Raw genomic sequence first — 17,436 nt, 5'->3', positions numbered from 1 at the left:
CGCAAATCCTTTTAAACCGTTTTTCGCTATTTTCTGCTATGCCCTACGACTTCAAGGCCATCGAGCCGAAATGGCAGAAGAAATGGCATGAATCAAAGGCGTTCGAGTCAAAACCGGAAAAGGGAAAGAAAAAATACTATGTCCTGGAAATGTTCCCTTATCCTTCAGGCAAACTGCACATGGGCCACGTGCGCAATTACGCGATAGGCGACGCGCTGGCACGCTACTACCGGCAGCGCGGGTTCAATGTCCTATATCCAATGGGCTATGATGCCTTTGGTTTGCCGGCGGAAAATGCGGCAATCCAAGGCAAGGCGCATCCGCGCGAATGGACGAATGCGCGCATCACGGAAATGCAGGGGCAGCAGAAACAGCTTGGCTTCAGCTACGACTGGAACAGGGAAGTCAGGACATGCGAACCGGAATACTACAAGTGGAACCAGTGGATTTTTCTCCAGCTGCTGAAAAAAGGCCTTGTTTACAAGAAAAAATCCAAGGTCAACTGGTGTCCGGCCTGTGAAACCGTGCTTGCAAACGAGCAGGTCCAGCAGGGAAAATGCTGGCGGCACTCGCAGACCGACGTTCAGCAGAAGGACCTTGAACAATGGTACCTGAAAATAACCGCCTACGCCGACGAACTGCTGTCCGGATTGGACAAGCTTGAAAACTGGCCTGAACGCGTCAGGACAATGCAGCGCAACTGGATCGGGAAAAGCACGGGCGTTGAAATTTTTTTCAAGGAAAAGGATTCATCGGAAACAATTCCATGCTTTACCACAAGACCGGACACGTTGTTCGGCGTAACTTACATGGTTTTGGCGCCGGAGCACCCGCTTGTGGAAAAGTGGACTAAAGGAACGGAATACGAAGCCGATGTCGCGCGCTTCAAGGAAGAAGTCAAAAGGCTCAGCGAAATAGAGCGCACTGCTGAAGGCAAGCCCAAAAACGGTTTGTTCATCGGAAAGTATTTCACAAATCCCGTCAACGGCGACGTCTGCCCGGTTTTCATCGCCGACTATGTTTTGATAGAATACGGCACGGGCGCCGTGATGGCCGTGCCATGCCACGACCAGCGCGACTTTGAATTTGCAGACAAGTATTCCCTGCAGAAAAAGGTCGTCATCCAGCCAAAAGGCAAAACGCTTAATGCGCATGAAATGAAGGAAGCGTTTGTCGATGAAGGCGTACTTGCAAACAGCGCAGAATTCGGCGGATTGGATAACATCAAGGCGATTGAAAAAATCTCGAAATGGCTTGAAAAGAAAAAATGGGGCAGGATAAAGACAAACTACAAGCTTCGCGACTGGCTCATTTCACGGCAGAGATACTGGGGCACGCCGATTCCGATAATCTACTGCGAAAAATGCGGCACGGTTCCGGTGCCGGAAAAAGATTTGCCGGTCAGGCTTCCTCAGGACGCGGATTTTTCCGCCGGAGGAAATCCATTGGCGACGAGCAAAAGCTTTGTTGAAACTAAATGCCCGAAATGTAATGCGAAAGCGAAACGCGAAACCGACACAATGGACACGTTCATTGACAGTTCATGGTATTTTTTGCGCTACTGCTCGCCGAAAGAAAGCAAACAGCCATTCACAAAAGCCGAAGCCAAATACTGGATGCCGGTCGACCAGTACATCGGCGGAATAGAGCACGCAATCCTGCATCTGATGTACAGCAGGTTTTTCTGCAAGGCACTCCGCGATTTGGGTTTGGTGGAATTTGACGAGCCGTTCTCGCGCCTTCTGGCACAGGGAATGGTCTTGAAGGGCGGCGTGAAAATGTCCAAATCATTGGGCAATGTCGTCAGCCCCGAAGAGATAATCGAAAAGTTCGGTGCGGACACGGCAAGGCTGTTCATCTTATTCACGGCCTCGCCTGAAAAGGAACTCGAATGGAGCGATGCCGGGGTTGAAAGCGCGTACAAGTTTTTGGCGAAAGTTCATTTGCTGTTCGAGGAAAACGCCCATGCCATAAAAAGCGCGGCAAAGGCCGGGGCAAAAAGTAAAACAAAAATTTCCGGAAAAGCCTTCGACCAGAAAGAAAAGCTTCTGCTCAGCAAAGCCAACCGCGCGATAAGGAACGCGACCGAACAAATCGAAAAATTCGAATTCAATTACGCGATTTCGGAAACAATGCAGCTTGCCACAGCAATGCAGAAATTAGATGACAAAAAAAGCCCTGCTTTCGCATTTGCCGCAAAGGCCCTCGCACAATTGCTGTCGCCTTTCGCACCCCACGTATGCGAGGAATTGTGGGAATCGCTCGGCGAAAAAGGGCTTGTTGCGCAAGCTGCCTGGCCGGAGGCCGATGAAAAATTGATTGACGAAAAGGCGGAGAAAGCCGAGGAGCTTTTCCAGAGCGTGCGCCAGGACATAATGCAGATAATCGGCATAGCCAAGCTTGAAAAGCCGAAAAAAATCGTGCTTTACGTTGCGCCTGAATGGAAATGGAAAAGCCTCAAAATCGTGAAAGCCGAAATCGAAAAAGAGGGAAAGCCGGACGTCGGAAAGGCGATCCGCGCGTGCATGGCTGACGCTGAACTGAAAAAGCTCGGCCCGCAGATCCCGGCATTTGTTTCGCAGGCCATCAGGAAAGCGGTTGAAATGCAGGCAGTAACGCAGATAAACGAAAAACAATGTCTTGACTTCTACATTAAGGAACTTGAATCGGAATTCGGCGCGGAAGTTCTGGTTGAAGAAGCCGAAAAAACAAGTTTCGACCCTGCGGCAAAGGCGAAAAACGCTTTTCCCGGAAAGCCGGCAATCTACTTAGAGTGATTCCAAGTTCACGCGAGAAACTTTTCTTCACATTTTTTCTATCGGCTCGATGTTCAGCAGCCTCAGGCCGTTTGCAATGACCGTTGCAGTTGCCTGCACGAGCAGCAGCCGTGCATTGACAAGCCCCTTGCTTTCCGCCTTCAAAACCTGCTCGGAATGGTAAAACGAGTTGAATGCCGCGGACAATTCCAGAAGGTACTGGCAGACAGCGTGCGGGGAAAGGCTTTGAAGGCTGTTCTCGACCAGCGCGGGATATGCGTTGAGCAGTGAAAGCACCTTCTTTTCGCTTTCGGATTCGAGCAGTGAAAAATCCGCCCCTTTGACGCTCGGCCTGCCTTTCGCCTTTGCAAGAATGCTTTTCGCCCGCGCATGGGTGTACTGCACGTACGGCCCTGTTTCGCCGTCAAAGGAAACGCTTTCCGCAGGATTGAAGGTTATGTCCTGCTGGATGCTTACGCGCAAAAGGAAAAACTTTATCGCCGCGAGGGCAATCGCCAGGCTCCTTTTTTCAAGCTCTTTTTTCGAAATTTGCGGCTCGCGCTTCAAAATCTCGGTTTTTGCCAATCCAACAACTTCCACAATCAAGTCGTCAGCATCGACAACTTTTCCCTCGCGGCTCTTCATTTTTCCTTCCGGCAGGAAAACCATACCATAGCTCAGGTGCCTGCATTTTTTCGCCCAGGAAAAGCCGAGCAGTTCGAAAATCTTGAACAGCTGCATGAAATAAAAGTTCTGTTCCGAGGCAACCACCCACAATGCTTCGTCAATGCTGAACTTCTCAAACTTGTGCATCGTCAAAGCGAGGTCATTGGTGACGTAAATGCTCGTGCCGTCCGCGCGCAAAACGATTTTCTTGGAAAGCTTGAATGCCTCAAGGTCGGCAACAATTGCGCCATCATATTCCTTTGTGAAAACGCCCTTCCGCAGGCCATCATCAATCAAAGGCTTGGCCTTGTCATAAAAATCCGATTCAAAAAAGAACTTGTCAAACCGCGAGCCGAACCGTTTGTAGGTTTCCCTGAAACCGGACAAAACCCATGCGTTCATTTTTTTCCACAACGCAATCGTGGGCTTGTCTTTCGCCTCCCATTTTTTCAGCAAAGCCTTTGCGTCCTCTTCAAATGCAGGATTTTCCTTGGCATTCTGCGCGAACAAAACGTAATAGTCGCCGACAAAATGGTCGGATTTTTTCTTTGCCTGCTTCGGCGATTTGCCCTTGCCGAATTTCTGGTATGCAAGCATGGACTGGCAGATGTGGATGCCGCGGTCATTGACAAGATTTGCCCTCAACACCTTGCAGCCGTTTGCCTCAAGGATGTTCGAGACCGCCATGCCAATCGAATCGTTGCGCAAATGGCCTATGTGCAATGGCTTGTTGGTGTTCGGACTGCTGTACTCGACCATCACTTTTCTGCCTTTTCCGGCCTTTGAAAAGCCGAATTTTTTGTTTTCCTTCAAAACGCGCACAATGACGGTTTCCGCAAGCACCTTCTTTTTGAGAAAAAAGTTGAGGTATGGCCCGATGGATTTTGCCTGCAAAAAAGACTGCGGCAAAACAATTTTTGCCTGCAATTCAACCGCAATCTGCTGCGGGCCTTTTTTCAGCAAAGGCGAAAGCTTGAAGCAGGGAAACGCAAAATCGCCCAAGTCGGCCGACGGTGGCACTTCAAGCATTCCGAGAATTTCGCTTTCGGAAAGCTTTCCGTCCAGCGCCTTTGCCAGGGCAAGCGCAAGCTGTTCCTTAAAATCCGGCATGAAAAAAAGAAATGGAATAAGGTGTTTTAAAAGCTACTTTTGCGCACGACAAGGCCGGGTTTATGGCGCTTCACAGCCGGTTTTCTGGGCAAGCGTCGGCAATGGCAGCCTGCCTTCAAGCCTTGAGCCGTCGGCAAAAGTCCAGGTCGGATAGCCTTTTATCTGCGCGTCAATGCAGGCCTGCGTCTGCCCGTTCTGGCCCTGGATCGCGCATTCAATGTAGTTGAGCTTGTCAACGCTGCCGCCGAAATCCTTTTTCTGCTCCAGGCAATGCGGGCACCAGTAGGCGCCGTAAAACTTTGCCCCCTTGTCCGTCAGGCACTTGGCTAAAGAATCCATTTTTGGGTTCGACTGCGCGCAACCCAAGACAAAAAGCAGGGCAAGAACCGAGACTCCGAGAAAAAACTTTTTTGAAAAATCCATTATCAAATAGAACAGCACACGAAATTTAAACCTTGCGCCGGCAACAAACACCAAAATTGGTTTTCACCCCATCATTGCCCCTTGCAGACGCGGTAGTGGTCATTTCCTTATCAGCGTGCCCTTTCCCAGATCCGTGAAAACTTCAACCAGGAGCGAGTGTTCCAAACCATCAATCAGGTGCGTGCGCTTCACGCTTGAATTCAGCGCATCAATGCATGCAAGGGTTTTGGGAACCATGCCACTGGCAATCACGCCGCCAGCAATAAGCTTTTTCGCTTCCGCAACGGTCAACTCGGAAATCAGGCTGTTCCTGTCGTTTTTGTCGCGCAAAATGCCGGGCACGTCCGACAAAATCATGAGCTTTTCCGCCTTCAACGCCTTTGCGATTGCCACGGCAACCTCGTCGGCATTGATGTTCAAAACCTGCCCGCTACTGGTTTTGCCAAGGCAAGCCACAACCGGCACAACGCCGTTTGCAAGCAGGCTTGCAAATTTTTTGACATCGGCTTTTTTGGGCGCCCCGACAAATCCCAAATCCAGGCCGCCGGAAGATTTTTTTGCCGCCAGAATAACGCTTTGCGAAACGCCGTCAATGCCCTGCACATTCGCCCCGGATTTTTTTATGCAGGAAACTATTTTGGCATTGGTTGAAACGAGAACCTTTTTGACAATCGCAAGCGTCCTGGCGTCCGTAAACCGCAGGCCGTTCACGGCCTTTTTCTCAATGCCCGCCTTTTCCGTTTCAACGTCAATCTGCTTGCCAGCACCATGCACTATAACCACGTGAATGCCGACGGCGTCAAGCAAAACGATGTCCCCACAGATTTCGCGCAAAACACCGGCATCATCCAGAAGCTTGCCTGACAGCTTGACCACAAAAGTCTTTCCCTCGAACTTTTTGATGTAAGGCAATGCTTCCTTGAGATAACGCACTATTTCCGGCATAGTTCCACAACCACCAACAGCATACGGCATGATTCAAATCGAACCATGCGTTTCACCGCAGGACTTCCAGCCCGAGCTTTTCATCAAAGCCGAACATCAAATTCATGTTCTGCACGGCCTGTCCGGCCGCGCCTTTGACAAGATTGTCCAGCGCAGACACAATGACAAGCCGGTTGTTGTCATCAACCTCGAAGCCGCCGATAAGGCAGTAATTGGATTTCTGGATGTCCTGCATTGTCGGAATGCCTTCGACGATTTTCACGAAAGGCTCTTTTGCGTAAAACTTTTCGAACTTTTTGCGCACCGCCCCGCCGGACAGTTTTTTTTTCAGGAAAAAATGGCCCGTTGCTACAATGCCGCGGTAAAACGGCAGGACGTGCGGCGAAAATGAAACGCTTTTTCCCAAAAACTGCTGCATTTCAAACATGTGCCTGTGCGACGTAAGCTTGTAGGGAACGATGTTTTCGCGCAAACCCTGCATGTAAGCCTTGTCCGACGCCTTCTCCCTTCCCGCGCCGCTGTAGCCTGACTTGCAGTCGAAAACCGCCTTGGAAAAAAGCTTTTCCTTGGCCAGAGGCAGGCCCGCAAGAATGCAGGCGGTCGCATAACAGCCCGGATTTGCGACAAGCTTTGCCTTTTTTATTTTCGGGCGGAACAATTCCGGCAGGCCGTAAACCCATTCATTCAAATGCTTCTTGTCAGCATGCCCGATGCCGTTGACCTTTTTGAACAGCTTCGCGTCGGGAAACCGGTAATCCGAACCCAAATCTATTACCCTGCATTTGAGTGTCGGTGCGAGTTGCATGGATGCGCCATGCGGAACGGCGAGGAAAACCACGTCCAAATCCAAGGCGTTCAGCTCCCCGACGGAATAATTCGTGAAAGCAAGGTTCTCGTCCCGGAATTCCGGGTAAACCGATTTGACTTTCGTGCCTGCAAACGTTTTCGAATTCAGCGCAACAAGCTCGGCTTTCGGATGGCTGGACAGCACTTTGACAAGTTCGAATCCCGCGAACCCGGCAGCGCCGATTATGCCTACGCGCATTCCACAAACACCTTCTCCAAAACCTTGATTGCAGACAAAATTTCTTTTTCCGAAACCGTCAGCGGAGGAAGGAAACGCAAAACGTTGTCGCCGATGCTGTTGACAAGCAGGCCCTTTGCAAGGCACTTTCCGGCAACTGCCTTTGCCGAAACGCCGGAAAGCTGCACCGCAACCATCAATCCTTTTCCGCGCACATCTGAAACGAATGAAAACTTTTTCTGCAGGCCCGAAAGCTTCTGCATGAAAAGCCTGCCTTTCTTTTCAGCACCGGCCGCGAGTTTTTTCGACTCAATTTCCTTTATTGTCGCAAGCGCTGCGCTGCAGGCCAGGGGATTGCCGCCGAATGTTCCGCCATGCTGGCCCGGCTCAAAATCAAGGCCTTCACGCGAAATAGTCGCGCCGATGGGAAAGCCGTTTGCAAGGCCCTTCGCCGTGACGACAATGTCCGGCTTGATGCCGGAAAGCTGGAACGCGAAAAATTTGCCGGTTCGGCCGCAACCGGTCTGCACTTCGTCAAGAATCAGAAGAACGCCCTTTGCCTTGCATATTCCGGCAACCGCTTTCAGGTAATTTTCATGCGGAACATTTATGCCGCTTTCGCCCTGGATCGGCTCGACGACGAATGCCGCGGTGTTTTCATCAATCGCTCCCTCCAGGGCCTTTGCGTCATTGAACGCAACGGTCTTGAAGCCCGGCACCAATGGCTCGAACATCGACTTGTAATCCTTGTTCCACGTTGCAGTCAGCGCGCCGAAAGTGCGGCCATGGAAAGCGTTCTCCGTCGAAATGATCTGCGTCTTTCCAGTGCACTTGCGCGCGAGCTTGAACGCGGCCTCCATTGCCTCTGTCCCGGAATTTGACAGGAAAACCTTCTGCAAACCGGAAATTTTCGCAAGCTTTTCGGCAAGCAGTGCCTGCGGTCCAGTATAATAATAATTGGTCGCGTTCACGAGCTTTTTTGCCTGAATGCAAATCGCCTTCGTCACAGCAGGATTGGAGTAGCCGACGCTGCACGTCGCGAGGGCGCCGACAAAGTCAAGGTATTTTTTGCCCTGCGAGTCGAACACAAAACAGCCTTTTCCTTTTTCCAGGACAATCGGCTTGCGCCGGAAGCAGTTCATGTAAAACTCCCGGTCAAGCGCAAAAACCTTTTCGGGTTTCATTTTTCCAGCCATTCTTCCACCAACAAAAATCCCATAAACCAATCAGAGCCCATAATACAATTCAGGTCGGGTACTCCGCATTGACCTTGATGTAGCCTTCAGTCAGATCGCAGCCGTAAGCGGTTGCCTCGCCTTTTCCGTTGCCCGCAATCACGATAATCTCAAAACCGCTTTTCGACATTTCCGTCTGCGCTGCCTGCAGATTGAAGTCCGCGGCAAGGCCGTTTTTCACAACCTGAACCTTTCCGAAAAAAATGGCAAGCGTTTCCATTTCGAATGGAATGCGCGTCTGGCCGATTGCCTGCAAAACGCGCCCCCAGTTCGGGTCGTTGCCGAAAACCGCGGTCTTGACAAGGTCTGACTTTACAATGGCCAGAGCCATTTCCTTCGCCTTGCCAAAATCCCTTGCACCCCTGACTGTCGCGGAAAACATCTTGCTTGCGCCTTCCCCATCCAAAACGATTTTTTTAGCCAGATCCAGGCAGACAAAATCCAATGCTTCCTGAAATTCCTTTTGCGAAGGCCTTTTTCCGGACAGGCCGTTCGCAAGCAATAGCACGGTATCGTTTGTCGACTCGCACGCGTCAACGGAAATGCAGTTGAAGCTTTTTTCAACAGCCTTTGAAAGGCCTGCCTGCAAATCATTCTGCCCAACGGCGGCGTCCGTGAAAATGTAGCAAAGCATTGTCGCCATATTGGGCGCGATCATGCCGGAACCCTTCGCCATGCCCGCAACGGCAAAACCGTTCGCCTGGACCGCAATGAACTTCGGCTTCGTGTCAGTTGTCATAATCGCCTCAACCGCAGACATCCCCGCCTTCTCCGAATCAGACAATTCGCCTTTCACGCCATTCATCGCGGACTCGATTTTTGCCATGGGCATCTGCTTTCCGATAATGCCGGTCGAACCCACCATGGCAAGCTTTTCAGAAATGCCAAGTTCATCAGCCAGAAGTTTCGCCTGCAGTTTTGCGTTTTTCAAGCCTTCCTTTCCGGTGCCTGCATTCGCTACGCCGGAAACGACATTCAATGCCTGGCATTTTCCATGCTTCAGGCGCTCCAAGCCGAGAATGACGGGCGGCGCGCGCGCGGTGTTCTGCGTGAAAACAGCGGCCATTGCGGCGGGCGCATCTGAAGCGACAACGCAGAAGTCCTTGCGGCTCGACTTGATGCCCGCAAACTTTCCTACAGCCTTTATGCCTTTCACGCAGGTAATGCCTTTTCCATCCAAAACCCTGAAGCTTGCCATTTTCATGACCCCAAACATACACCGCATTTTCGTTAAATTTTTGCCTTTCCAAGCATCCAAAGAATCAAAGCATTTTGCGCATGCATGCGGTTCTCCGCCTGGTCGAAAACAATCGACTTGGGCGAGTCAATCACTTCGTCTGTCATCTCATAGCCGCGGTGCGCCGGCAGGCAGTGCATGAAGTAAGCATTGCCAAGAATTTCCCTTGTCACCTGGAACGGCTTGAACGCCTCGTTCTTTTTCTGCGCATCCGCTTCCTGGCCCATTGAAACCCAGGTGTCAGTGTAAACGACGTCCGCGCCTTTCGCCGCCAGGCTAGCATCATTGCAAATGAACAGTTCGGCGCCAAGGCCTTTTGCGAACGAAACCGCGTCCTGCGAAGGCTCAAATCCCTTGGGCGTTGCAATGGAAACCTTTGCCCCCAGCAAGGCGCCAATCACAATCAGGGAATTGCACACATTGTTGCCGTCGCCGACGAACGCAATCTTTTTGCCCTTCACCTTGCCAAGCTTTTCCTTGACCGTCAAATAGTCCGCGAGAGCCTGGCACGGATGCCATTTGTCGCACAAGCCGTTTATGACCGGCTTTGACGAGGCCTCTGCTATTGCAAGGATATCCTCATGCTTGAAAACGCGCGCCATCAGAATGTCGGAATAACGTTCCATCGACTTCACTTCGTCTTTCAGCGCGCCAAGCGCGAGGTTTGTAGTGCGCCAGTCCAGGAAAATCGCATGCCCGCCCAGGCGCGTCATTCCCGCTTCGAACGACATGCGCGTGCGCGTCGAAGTCTTCTGGAAAAGCATTGCAAGAGTCTTGTTCTTCAAGGCGCCGGAAAATTTTGCCGGATTCTTTTTGACATTCACTGCCAAATCCAAAAGCTTTTCAGCCTGCTTCGGCGACAATTCCTTGCCGGTCAAAAAATCAATTGCACTGGTTTTTTTTACAGCCTTGCCATCCTTCGCCATTTCATTCACCTTTCGCCTTGCCTTTACCTTCAAGCAGTTCCTTCGCCGCTTCCTTGTACGCTTCGCGGAACGGCATTCCGGCTTTCGCCTTTTTCAAGGCGTTTTCGGTTGCAAACAATTCGGCTGTGAGGGCATTCTCGCACTTCCACTTGTCAACCTTCAGCTTTGAAACAGCCAATGCCATGACCTGCAATGAAGCTTTCGTTGTTTCAAGGCCGTTGAAGAACGGTTCTTTCGTGAGCTGGAAATCGCGGTTGTAGCCTGAAGGCAGGTTCGAGACAATGCCGAGGACCTTGAACAATTCGCCTTGCACGACATGGCTTTTGGCGCGCACCAGTTCCAGAACGTCAGGATTCTTTTTCTGCGGCATTATGCTTGAGCCGGTGCACAATTCTTCAGGCAATTCAAAATAGCCGAATTCAGGCATGGAAAACAATTGCAAATCAGTTGCCAGCTTGTTCAAGTCAAGCGAAACCTGCACGCACGCCGAAAGGACAATCGCCTCAAATTTTCCGCGCGAATTCGCGCAATACAATGCGTTTTCCTGCAGTTTGGAAAAGCCCAGCAGTTTTGTCGACAGCTTGCGGTCAATCGCAACGGGAACGCCGTAACCGGCAGCGCTCCCCAAAGGATTCTGGTCAACCAGCTTTTGCGAGAATTCCAGCAATGCAAGGTCATCCTGCAAGGCACCGGCAAACGCGCCGGCCCACAACGAAACCGATGAAGGCATTGCCTTCTGCAGATGCGTGTAACCGGGCATTTTCACGTCGTTGTTTTTTTTGCCGAATTCCTTCAATGCCGCAATCAGCTTCTCCAAAGATTTCGCAATCTCCGCGCATTCGCTTTTCGAGTAAAGGCGCAGTGCCGCCATGACCTGGTCATTGCGCGACCGGCACGCGTGAATCTTCTTGCCGGTTTCGCCAAGCTTTTTCGTCAAAAACTTTTCAATCGCGGTGTGGCAGTCCTCATCCTCCTGCAAAATCTCGAATTTACCTTCCTCAGCAAGCGCAATGATTTCCTTCAGCGCGCCCTCGAGCTTTTTCGCCTCTGACGAAGAAAGGAAGCCCGCCTTCACAAGCATTTTAGCGTGCACAATGCTCGCAATGGCATCAAATTTGGCAAGCTTCTTGTCAATGATGTAATCGTTGCCGACAGTGAACGCCCCAATTTGCGGGTCAACGCCTTTTCCGCCCTTGTCCCACAGTTTCATTCTGCATCATGCCCCAAAATCATTTTTTCATTCATTTCGTTTCCTGCCCGAAAAATTTTATGCCAAGCTTTTCATTGACCTTCGACTGGATTTTCAATGGCAGGCCCTGGATTTTCAGGAAACCCGTGGCGTCATCCTGATTGTAAGAGCCGCCGGCTTCCATTGTCGCAATGCTTTCGTCATACAGGCTGTACGGGCTTTTGCGGCCAACCGGAATGCAGCTGCCCTTGAAGAGTTTCAGTTTCACTTCACCGGAAACGCCTTTCTGCGACGCGTCCACAAACGCATTCAATGCCTGCAGTTCGCGCGAGCACCAGAAGCCGAAATAAACCAGTTCGGAGTAGCGCGGAATGAGCGAGTCGCGCAAATGCATCAGGCCGCGGTCCATTGTAATTCCTTCAAGGTCGCGGTGGCCGGCGTACAAAATCGTTGCGCCCGGCGCCTCGTAGACGCCCCGGCTTTTCATTCCCACGAAACGGTTCTCGACCATGTCGACAACGCCGACGCCATTCTCTCCGCCGATTTTGTTCAGGGTTTCAAGCAGTTCGACTGGCTTCAATTTCTTGCCGTTAACCGAAACTGGAATGCCGTCCTCGAAACCGACGCTGACAAACGCCGGCTTGTCAGGCGCGCTTTCCATCGCCTTTGTCATCTGATACATTTCGCTTGAATGCTCAAAAGCCGGGTCTTCCAGCAAGCCGGCTTCATGCGAGCGGTGCGCAACGTTCGGGTCCGTGCTCCACGGCTTTTTCGGTGACGCATCCACAGGAATCGAGTGCTTTTTCGCAAAATCGATTGCTTCCTTGCGCCCCGGAATCAAATCGCGGAATTCCTTTATGCGCCAGGGCGCGATTATTTCCGCATTCGGCATGAGCGCATAGGCCGTGAGTTCGAACCTGCACTGGTCGTTGCCTTTTCCGGTTGCGCCGTGAGCCAGAATGTTCGTATTTTCCTTTTTGGCGATTTCAACAAGCTTTTTCATGATGAAAGGGCGGGCAATGCTTGTGCCAAGAAGGTAACGTCCCTCATATTTCGCCTCCGCTTTCAGGCACTGGAAAACGCCTTCCTTCACGAATTCTTCTTTTGCGTCAACGAGATAGAATTTTTTCGCCCCGCTCGCCAGAGCCTTTCCCTTCAGGTTCAAATCGTCGTTCTGCCCAAGGTCGACGGTCACTGCTATGACGTCATAGCCCTTGTCGGCAAGCCATTTCACGATAACGCTCGTGTCCAGGCCGCCGGAGTACGCCAGGACAACCTTTTTGTTTCCAGCCATAAAAAACCCACCTTTAAAAAAATGCCAAACCTGCAAGCAGGCAAATGAGCAATACAATGAATGCCTCGCCCGGCATTTAAATAGCTGACGCCCCAAAAAAGACAAAAAAAACACAAACTGTCCAAAATTAGACATTTTTAAGCTTTTTGCCATGCAAATTGTTTCATGGCCGGAATGTCCATTGCCAAAACCGTTCAGGCGTTCGTTTCAGAAAAGCCGTTCATAGCCGAAGGCCTGAAACAGGGCCTCGTCAACTATTCGGCATTGGCACGCAAAATCATCAAAGAGCAGAAGCTGAAAGAGGCGGATTTCGAAGCGGTCGTGGTTGCGCTGCGCCGCCTTGCTGAAAAGGCCGCGCCGAGCAGGCAGCTTGAAGGCAAAATCGTTTCACTTTTGAAAAAGGGCAAGCTTGAAATGAAAAACAAGATCAGCGTTGTGGTGCTTGACTCCGGCATCGAGCTATCCCAGCTCACGCGCCTCGTGAACGAAATCGCGGAAAAAGGCGAAACCCTTCATTTGGTCCATGGAAGTTCCGCCTACACCGTGATAACCTCGAACGAGTCTTCGGAAAAAATTTCAAAGGCATTCCGCCACGCCATTGTTTCCGAAAAAAAAGGCCTGGTGGAAATCATTTTCAAAACCGGCCGCGAAATCGAATCAACGCCCGGCGTGGTTGCGTTCCTGTACAGCCGCTTCAGCGAAAACGGCATAAACATCATCGAAACGCTCAGCTCGTGGACGGAAACGCTTTTTGTGATAGAAGAAAAAGACGTGCAGAAAGCCATGGAAGCGCTCAGGTTTTGAGATTGCGTCAGATTTTTTCCTTGCGTTGCACGGATTTCAGGTTGCCCCCAATCGGAAGAATTGCCTTGCGCTTTCTTGGAAACCTTTCAGCAAGGCTGCGCAAACCGGTTTTTTTGCCATCGGAACGTTTTGGGGTTTCGCCTTTTGCCTGCAAAAACTTTTTGGGCTGTCCAAACAGGCGCTTTTCCGCCGGAGGGCGGCGTCTCTTAGCCACAAGAAGGATATTATCCATCATTCCGCCCGTACTCGGAACGAACAATCGTTTGACCTCAAAGCCTTGGCCTTCAAGGAATTCCTTGTCCAGCAGCGGGCCGTCCCAACGATTGTCCACAGAAACGAAATACCCCCCATATGCAACGGATCCTAACAGCTTTTTCACTGCCTGGCGGGCGGCAATACGGGATTCCTCCTGTGACGGGGTGCGCGGAAGAGAAGCCAAAGCCGCTAGGGCGTCCGGATTGGAATTGCTCGACCAATCAACATATGCGCGTAAAATCAGGTTTTGCGGATTAAATCCAGGATGCACAAATGCACCCATATTAAATACGTCGCATTCGTAAACGAGGTCGAATTTTTTGCCAGCATAATTTCTCTCAAAATCCTGCACGCGCCCCTCCAAATCAACTCCTTTTGCGCCCCGCTTGTTCAGCGCCGACAGAAAATTGTTTCTCGCATATTCGCCTCCAAAATTGTCGCCCAATGCCAGAACACGGAGGCCGTGCACGTCCGGAAAAAGCCGTTCCACAGCCAACGACACTATTGCCGAAGAATGCCCCGCAAAGAAATCATGCCTATCCAAGGCGCCGCGCCACACGTCAAGCGAGTTCTCAAAATGCCGCGCTGCAAGCGGAATTTCTCCAGTTTCGCGTTCAAGCCTCTGCCTTTGCCCGCACGCCCGCCTTGCCGCCGCCTGCCTTCGCGCTGCACGCCTTTGCGGGAAAACATTTTTCACAGAACCGCCCCTCTCATTCCCCGTAGCCCTCAAGGTTTTCTTCCGCCTGCCTCAAAATTCGCGCCCTGCCCATGCCGGGATACTGCCCCAAAAGCCTGCTCACTTCGGCGGCAAAAGCCTCTTCCCGTGAAAGTCCATGAGTACGGTAAAAAAAACGCACGTTCAATGGCTTGTCGTTCGGCTTCCGCCTTATTTCAGGGCCGGTCGACAGCAGGTGCGAATAGAAATCCCTCACCGGAATGTTCCTGCCCCTGAATCTGACCGACGCACTTTTGAGGAAAAGATGCGCGCCCGCACGCCTTGTTCCGGATGGTTCACGCCCCGCCATTCCAATCACTTACCCTGCCCCGCCGCCACCGCCACCGCCGCCCCCTCCGCCGCCACCGCCGAAACCGCCCGAACCGGAAGTCGAAGCAGCGGACGCAAAGGCAGAGGAAAACGAGCCGATTGACGCGCCGAAACCCGAAGCCGAAAAGCCGGCAGCCGAACCGATGAAAATGCTTGAATTGTAACTGCCGGAATAATCCTTGAACGCGTAATCCATTGCCTTCTGCACATTCTTCGCCACGCCAAGCGGAATGGAATAGACCAAGTACTGGTCCCACAATGCAATGGCTGTCGGCGGCACTTCTTTCAAATTGCTGAAATCATTCAAAAAGCCCTGCAGATTCTTCCATTTCGCGTAATGCAATGCGCCTTCCCTGCTGCGGTTCGGCAAAGCGCCCGGAAAAACCACCACCAACGAAAACAATTCTATTGCCACCAAAATCAGCAGCACTGGCATAATGAAATAAGTTATTGCAAGCAAAACAAGCGAGCCGGCGATATAACGCCAGATGCCGTTAAACTTCGAGGAAAATCCCATTGCGTCGAATTCCTTTTTCACAGCGTTCGGCCAGCCCTGCGCAAACACCATTGCAAACACGCGGTTATTGAGCAGATAGGATTCAATCTCGGACAACAAAACCTCGTCAGGCGAATCGTCTTTCTTGAACTGCCTGAAAATTATGCCCTCGAACTTCCCCTCGGCGGCGCCGCGAATCAAACCCATAACCATTATCTCACTTGCAGGCAGGTCCTCATCCGAACCTCTTAGAATGTGGATTTTATACTCGCCTTTCGAAAACAGGCCCGGCTTTTTTATTTCCTCCAATTTGAGCCTTTTCAACAGGCACAAGTGCAGGATTTCCCCGACCATCTGGTCCAGCCTGGGCGCAAAAGGCCACTGCTTCATCAAAACGCTTACAACCGCGGGACTGTAATCGTACGGCACTTCGCGCTCGTAAATTGCATTGTAATCAATTTTCGGTTCCCTGCCAAAAAAATGCCAGATAACCACAAACAGCAGGATGGGCGCGGCAATGAGCGCAAGGGCAAGCAAGCCGTTCAGAAGGTTAAGCAAAACCGCAACCAGCACGAGAAGAACCGCAAAAAGAACTACAACAAGGGCGACAACACCAAAAACTGCCCTTGCCAAAGACCTCTGCGAAAAAAACACCGCCAAGCCCCAAAAAAACAGAATCAAAAGCGCAATGGCAGAAAACGAAAAAAGCCCGCCAACCAGATTTGGAACCGCGGCCTGTGGCGTGTAAACAAAATCCTTTTCATCATCGATTATCTTCTGCAGGCCGTTCCCGCTTTTCACAACCGCAAACCGCGTTGAAGACAAAACGCTTCTTGGAAAAGCCGCGCGCACTTCGACAAACTGGCCGCTTGGAATCCCGAAAGCCTGGAACAGGATTTTGTTGCCTTCAACCAAGCCGAGCTTTCCGTTGATTTCCGGGTGGCCCCACAAATACACGTCTTTCGGGTTTTCCGGCGCCTTCGGCAGTTCAATCCAGCCGTACAATTCATTCAACGGAACGCCCCAGCCCGCGCTCCAGACTTTCCAGTAAATTTCAGCAACATCGTCGTATGCCGTTACCGCGCGTTCAAGCCGGTACTTCAAAGTGAAAGTGCGCTGCTCGTCCTGCGCGGAAAAATTCCACCTGATCCGCTCGTCAGAACCGTTGTCAAAAAAGCTGAAATCAACGGGACTGCCGTTCTCCGAAACCGAAACTCCGCTGACCTGCCATTGGCCTTTCGGAATGTCCCGATACGCAAAGGAAAATGGCCCAGAAAACGAAAAAGTTATGTTTTCCTGCACGTCAATGGAAGCGTCGTCATGCACCGACATGAAAACTTCCGCTTTCGGCAGGTAATAGGATTTGGCTGAAACCAGCGGAACGCAGAGCAAAAGCAAAGCCAAAACAAAAAGCGCGAAACGCCTGTCCATCCACAAATTGATGGCGGAATGCCTATTTATTCCTTGCCGAATCGCGGCGCATGTCGCATCCATTGCCGAATCTGGAAAAAAACTTAAAAACATGAAACCAGCCTCATATGTCATCTTTTGCTTTTTCGGGGGTTGAAAAATGCCAAGGCAGAGTTTCATCAACATTCCGGTCAAAAACGTCGGCAGAACGAAGGAATTTTTCACAAAACTCGGCTTTTCATTCAGGCCCGAGTTTTCCGACGAAAACGCAACATGCATAGTGATAGGCGACAACATTTTTGCCATGCTTTTGGCCGAAAAATTCTTCAAGGGCTTCATTCCGGGCAGAGAAATCTGCGACTCCGCAAAAAGCAAGGAAGCGCTCCTCGGCATTGCCGTGGAAAAGCGCGGGGAAGTCGACAAAATCGTGGAAAATGCAATCAAAGCAGGCGGAAAGGAATTCGGCATGGCGCAAGACCACGGCTGGATGTACGGCAGGAACTTCGAGGACCTGGACGGCCACATATGGGAAATCTTTCACATGGACGAAGGCGAAATGCCGGAAGAAATGAAAAAACGGAAAAATTGAAGGAAATTGGAAGACCAAAAAGGAGCTGATGC

General features: G+C 51.2%; 15 protein-coding genes. 3 read left to right on the top strand and 12 right to left on the bottom strand.

Features of this window, described 5'->3' with window-relative positions:
- Nucleotides 1-38 precede the first annotated feature (38 nt).
- The gene (locus tag HY394_03030; protein ID MBI4052987.1) at nt 39-2,777 is read left to right on the top strand and encodes a leucine--tRNA ligase; all 2,739 of its coding nucleotides are present in this window, start codon (nt 39-41) and stop codon (nt 2,775-2,777) included.
- 27 nt (nt 2,778-2,804) lie between these two features.
- Here HY394_03030 and argS read toward each other — a convergent pair whose 3' ends face one another.
- From argS to HY394_02985, 9 genes are all read right to left on the bottom strand, one after another.
- Nucleotides 2,805-4,532 carry an arginine--tRNA ligase gene (gene argS / locus HY394_03025; protein MBI4052986.1) on the bottom strand — a complete coding sequence of 576 codons (1,728 nt, stop codon included), beginning with the start codon at nt 4,530-4,532 and terminating at the stop codon, nt 2,805-2,807.
- Between the two features lie 60 nt (nt 4,533-4,592).
- The gene (locus HY394_03020) at nt 4,593-4,955 is read right to left on the bottom strand and encodes a hypothetical protein (GenBank protein MBI4052985.1); all 363 of its coding nucleotides are present in this window, start codon (nt 4,953-4,955) and stop codon (nt 4,593-4,595) included.
- 99 nt (nt 4,956-5,054) lie between these two features.
- Nucleotides 5,055-5,900, bottom strand: coding sequence for an acetylglutamate kinase (argB, locus tag HY394_03015; protein MBI4052984.1), 846 nt, complete (start codon nt 5,898-5,900; stop codon nt 5,055-5,057).
- A 52-nt stretch (nt 5,901-5,952) separates the two neighbouring features.
- Complete coding sequence (gene argC, locus HY394_03010) at nt 5,953-6,945, bottom strand: N-acetyl-gamma-glutamyl-phosphate reductase (GenBank protein MBI4052983.1); 993 nt, start codon at nt 6,943-6,945, stop codon at nt 5,953-5,955.
- A complete protein-coding gene (locus tag HY394_03005) occupies nt 6,936-8,120 on the bottom strand; it encodes an aspartate aminotransferase family protein (protein ID MBI4052982.1) in 1,185 nt (394 codons plus the stop codon). The genes argC and HY394_03005 overlap by 10 nt, the downstream gene beginning before the upstream one ends.
- Nucleotides 8,121-8,169: 49 nt before the next feature.
- Complete coding sequence (gene argJ / locus HY394_03000) at nt 8,170-9,363, bottom strand: bifunctional glutamate N-acetyltransferase/amino-acid acetyltransferase ArgJ (GenBank protein ID MBI4052981.1); 1,194 nt, start codon at nt 9,361-9,363, stop codon at nt 8,170-8,172.
- A gap of 26 nt (nt 9,364-9,389) precedes the next feature.
- Nucleotides 9,390-10,322 (bottom strand): ornithine carbamoyltransferase, encoded by a 933-nt coding sequence (gene argF / locus HY394_02995; GenBank protein MBI4052980.1) that lies wholly within the window; start codon nt 10,320-10,322, stop codon nt 9,390-9,392.
- Between the two features lies 1 nt (nt 10,323).
- Entirely contained in the window at nt 10,324-11,532 is a 1,209-nt protein-coding gene (gene argH, locus HY394_02990) for an argininosuccinate lyase (GenBank protein MBI4052979.1), read from the bottom strand.
- A gap of 31 nt (nt 11,533-11,563) precedes the next feature.
- On the bottom strand, nt 11,564-12,805 hold the full coding sequence (locus HY394_02985; GenBank protein MBI4052978.1) for an argininosuccinate synthase: 1,242 nt from the start codon (nt 12,803-12,805) through the stop codon (nt 11,564-11,566).
- A 165-nt stretch (nt 12,806-12,970) separates the two neighbouring features.
- On the opposite strand from HY394_02985, the gene HY394_02980 reads away from it, so the two are divergent.
- On the top strand, nt 12,971-13,609 hold the full coding sequence (locus HY394_02980) for a hypothetical protein (protein MBI4052977.1): 639 nt from the start codon (nt 12,971-12,973) through the stop codon (nt 13,607-13,609).
- 7 nt (nt 13,610-13,616) lie between these two features.
- On the opposite strand, the gene HY394_02975 is transcribed toward HY394_02980, so the two are convergent.
- The 3 genes from HY394_02975 to HY394_02965 are packed head-to-tail and all read right to left on the bottom strand — an operon-like array spanning nt 13,617 to nt 16,836.
- Nucleotides 13,617-14,561 carry a hypothetical protein gene (locus tag HY394_02975; GenBank protein ID MBI4052976.1) on the bottom strand — a complete coding sequence of 315 codons (945 nt, stop codon included), beginning with the start codon at nt 14,559-14,561 and terminating at the stop codon, nt 13,617-13,619.
- 13 nt (nt 14,562-14,574) lie between these two features.
- The gene (locus HY394_02970) at nt 14,575-14,889 is read right to left on the bottom strand and encodes a hypothetical protein (protein ID MBI4052975.1); all 315 of its coding nucleotides are present in this window, start codon (nt 14,887-14,889) and stop codon (nt 14,575-14,577) included.
- 9 nt (nt 14,890-14,898) lie between these two features.
- Entirely contained in the window at nt 14,899-16,836 is a 1,938-nt protein-coding gene (locus HY394_02965) for a DUF2207 domain-containing protein (protein ID MBI4052974.1), read from the bottom strand.
- Nucleotides 16,837-16,975: 139 nt separating this feature from the next.
- Between HY394_02965 and HY394_02960 the strand changes: the two genes are divergently transcribed.
- Nucleotides 16,976-17,404: a glyoxalase/bleomycin resistance/extradiol dioxygenase family protein gene (locus tag HY394_02960; protein ID MBI4052973.1), complete on the top strand. Its 429-nt coding sequence runs from the start codon at nt 16,976-16,978 to the stop codon at nt 17,402-17,404.
- Nucleotides 17,405-17,436: the final 32 nt, after the last annotated feature.

Source organism: Candidatus Diapherotrites archaeon (genome assembly GCA_016205145.1).
Classification (GTDB): domain Archaea; phylum Iainarchaeota; class Iainarchaeia; order Iainarchaeales; family JACQJH01; genus JACQJH01.
This window is presented reverse-complemented; position numbering and strand designations above follow the sequence as displayed.

Excerpts from the sequence above, each read along its gene's own strand:
- argF (MBI4052980.1), bottom strand. The coding sequence starts at position 10,322 with ATGGCGAAGGATGGCAAGGCTGTAAAAAAAACCAGTGCAATTGATTTT.
- HY394_02985 (MBI4052978.1), bottom strand. The coding sequence starts at position 12,805 with ATGGCTGGAAACAAAAAGGTTGTCCTGGCGTACTCCGGCGGCCTGGAC.
- argH (MBI4052979.1), bottom strand. The coding sequence starts at position 11,532 with ATGAAACTGTGGGACAAGGGCGGAAAAGGCGTTGACCCGCAAATTGGG.
- argJ (MBI4052981.1), bottom strand. The coding sequence starts at position 9,363 with ATGAAAATGGCAAGCTTCAGGGTTTTGGATGGAAAAGGCATTACCTGC.
- argC (MBI4052983.1), bottom strand. The coding sequence starts at position 6,945 with ATGCGCGTAGGCATAATCGGCGCTGCCGGGTTCGCGGGATTCGAACTT.
- HY394_02965 (MBI4052974.1), bottom strand. The coding sequence starts at position 16,836 with ATGGACAGGCGTTTCGCGCTTTTTGTTTTGGCTTTGCTTTTGCTCTGC.
- HY394_03005 (MBI4052982.1), bottom strand. The coding sequence starts at position 8,120 with ATGGCTGGAAAAATGAAACCCGAAAAGGTTTTTGCGCTTGACCGGGAG.
- HY394_02980 (MBI4052977.1), top strand. The coding sequence starts at position 12,971 with ATGGCCGGAATGTCCATTGCCAAAACCGTTCAGGCGTTCGTTTCAGAA.
- argB (MBI4052984.1), bottom strand. The coding sequence starts at position 5,900 with ATGCCGGAAATAGTGCGTTATCTCAAGGAAGCATTGCCTTACATCAAA.
- HY394_02970 (MBI4052975.1), bottom strand. The coding sequence starts at position 14,889 with ATGGCGGGGCGTGAACCATCCGGAACAAGGCGTGCGGGCGCGCATCTT.
- HY394_03030 (MBI4052987.1), top strand. The coding sequence starts at position 39 with ATGCCCTACGACTTCAAGGCCATCGAGCCGAAATGGCAGAAGAAATGG.
- HY394_03020 (MBI4052985.1), bottom strand. The coding sequence starts at position 4,955 with ATGGATTTTTCAAAAAAGTTTTTTCTCGGAGTCTCGGTTCTTGCCCTG.
- argS (MBI4052986.1), bottom strand. The coding sequence starts at position 4,532 with ATGCCGGATTTTAAGGAACAGCTTGCGCTTGCCCTGGCAAAGGCGCTG.
- HY394_02960 (MBI4052973.1), top strand. The coding sequence starts at position 16,976 with ATGCCAAGGCAGAGTTTCATCAACATTCCGGTCAAAAACGTCGGCAGA.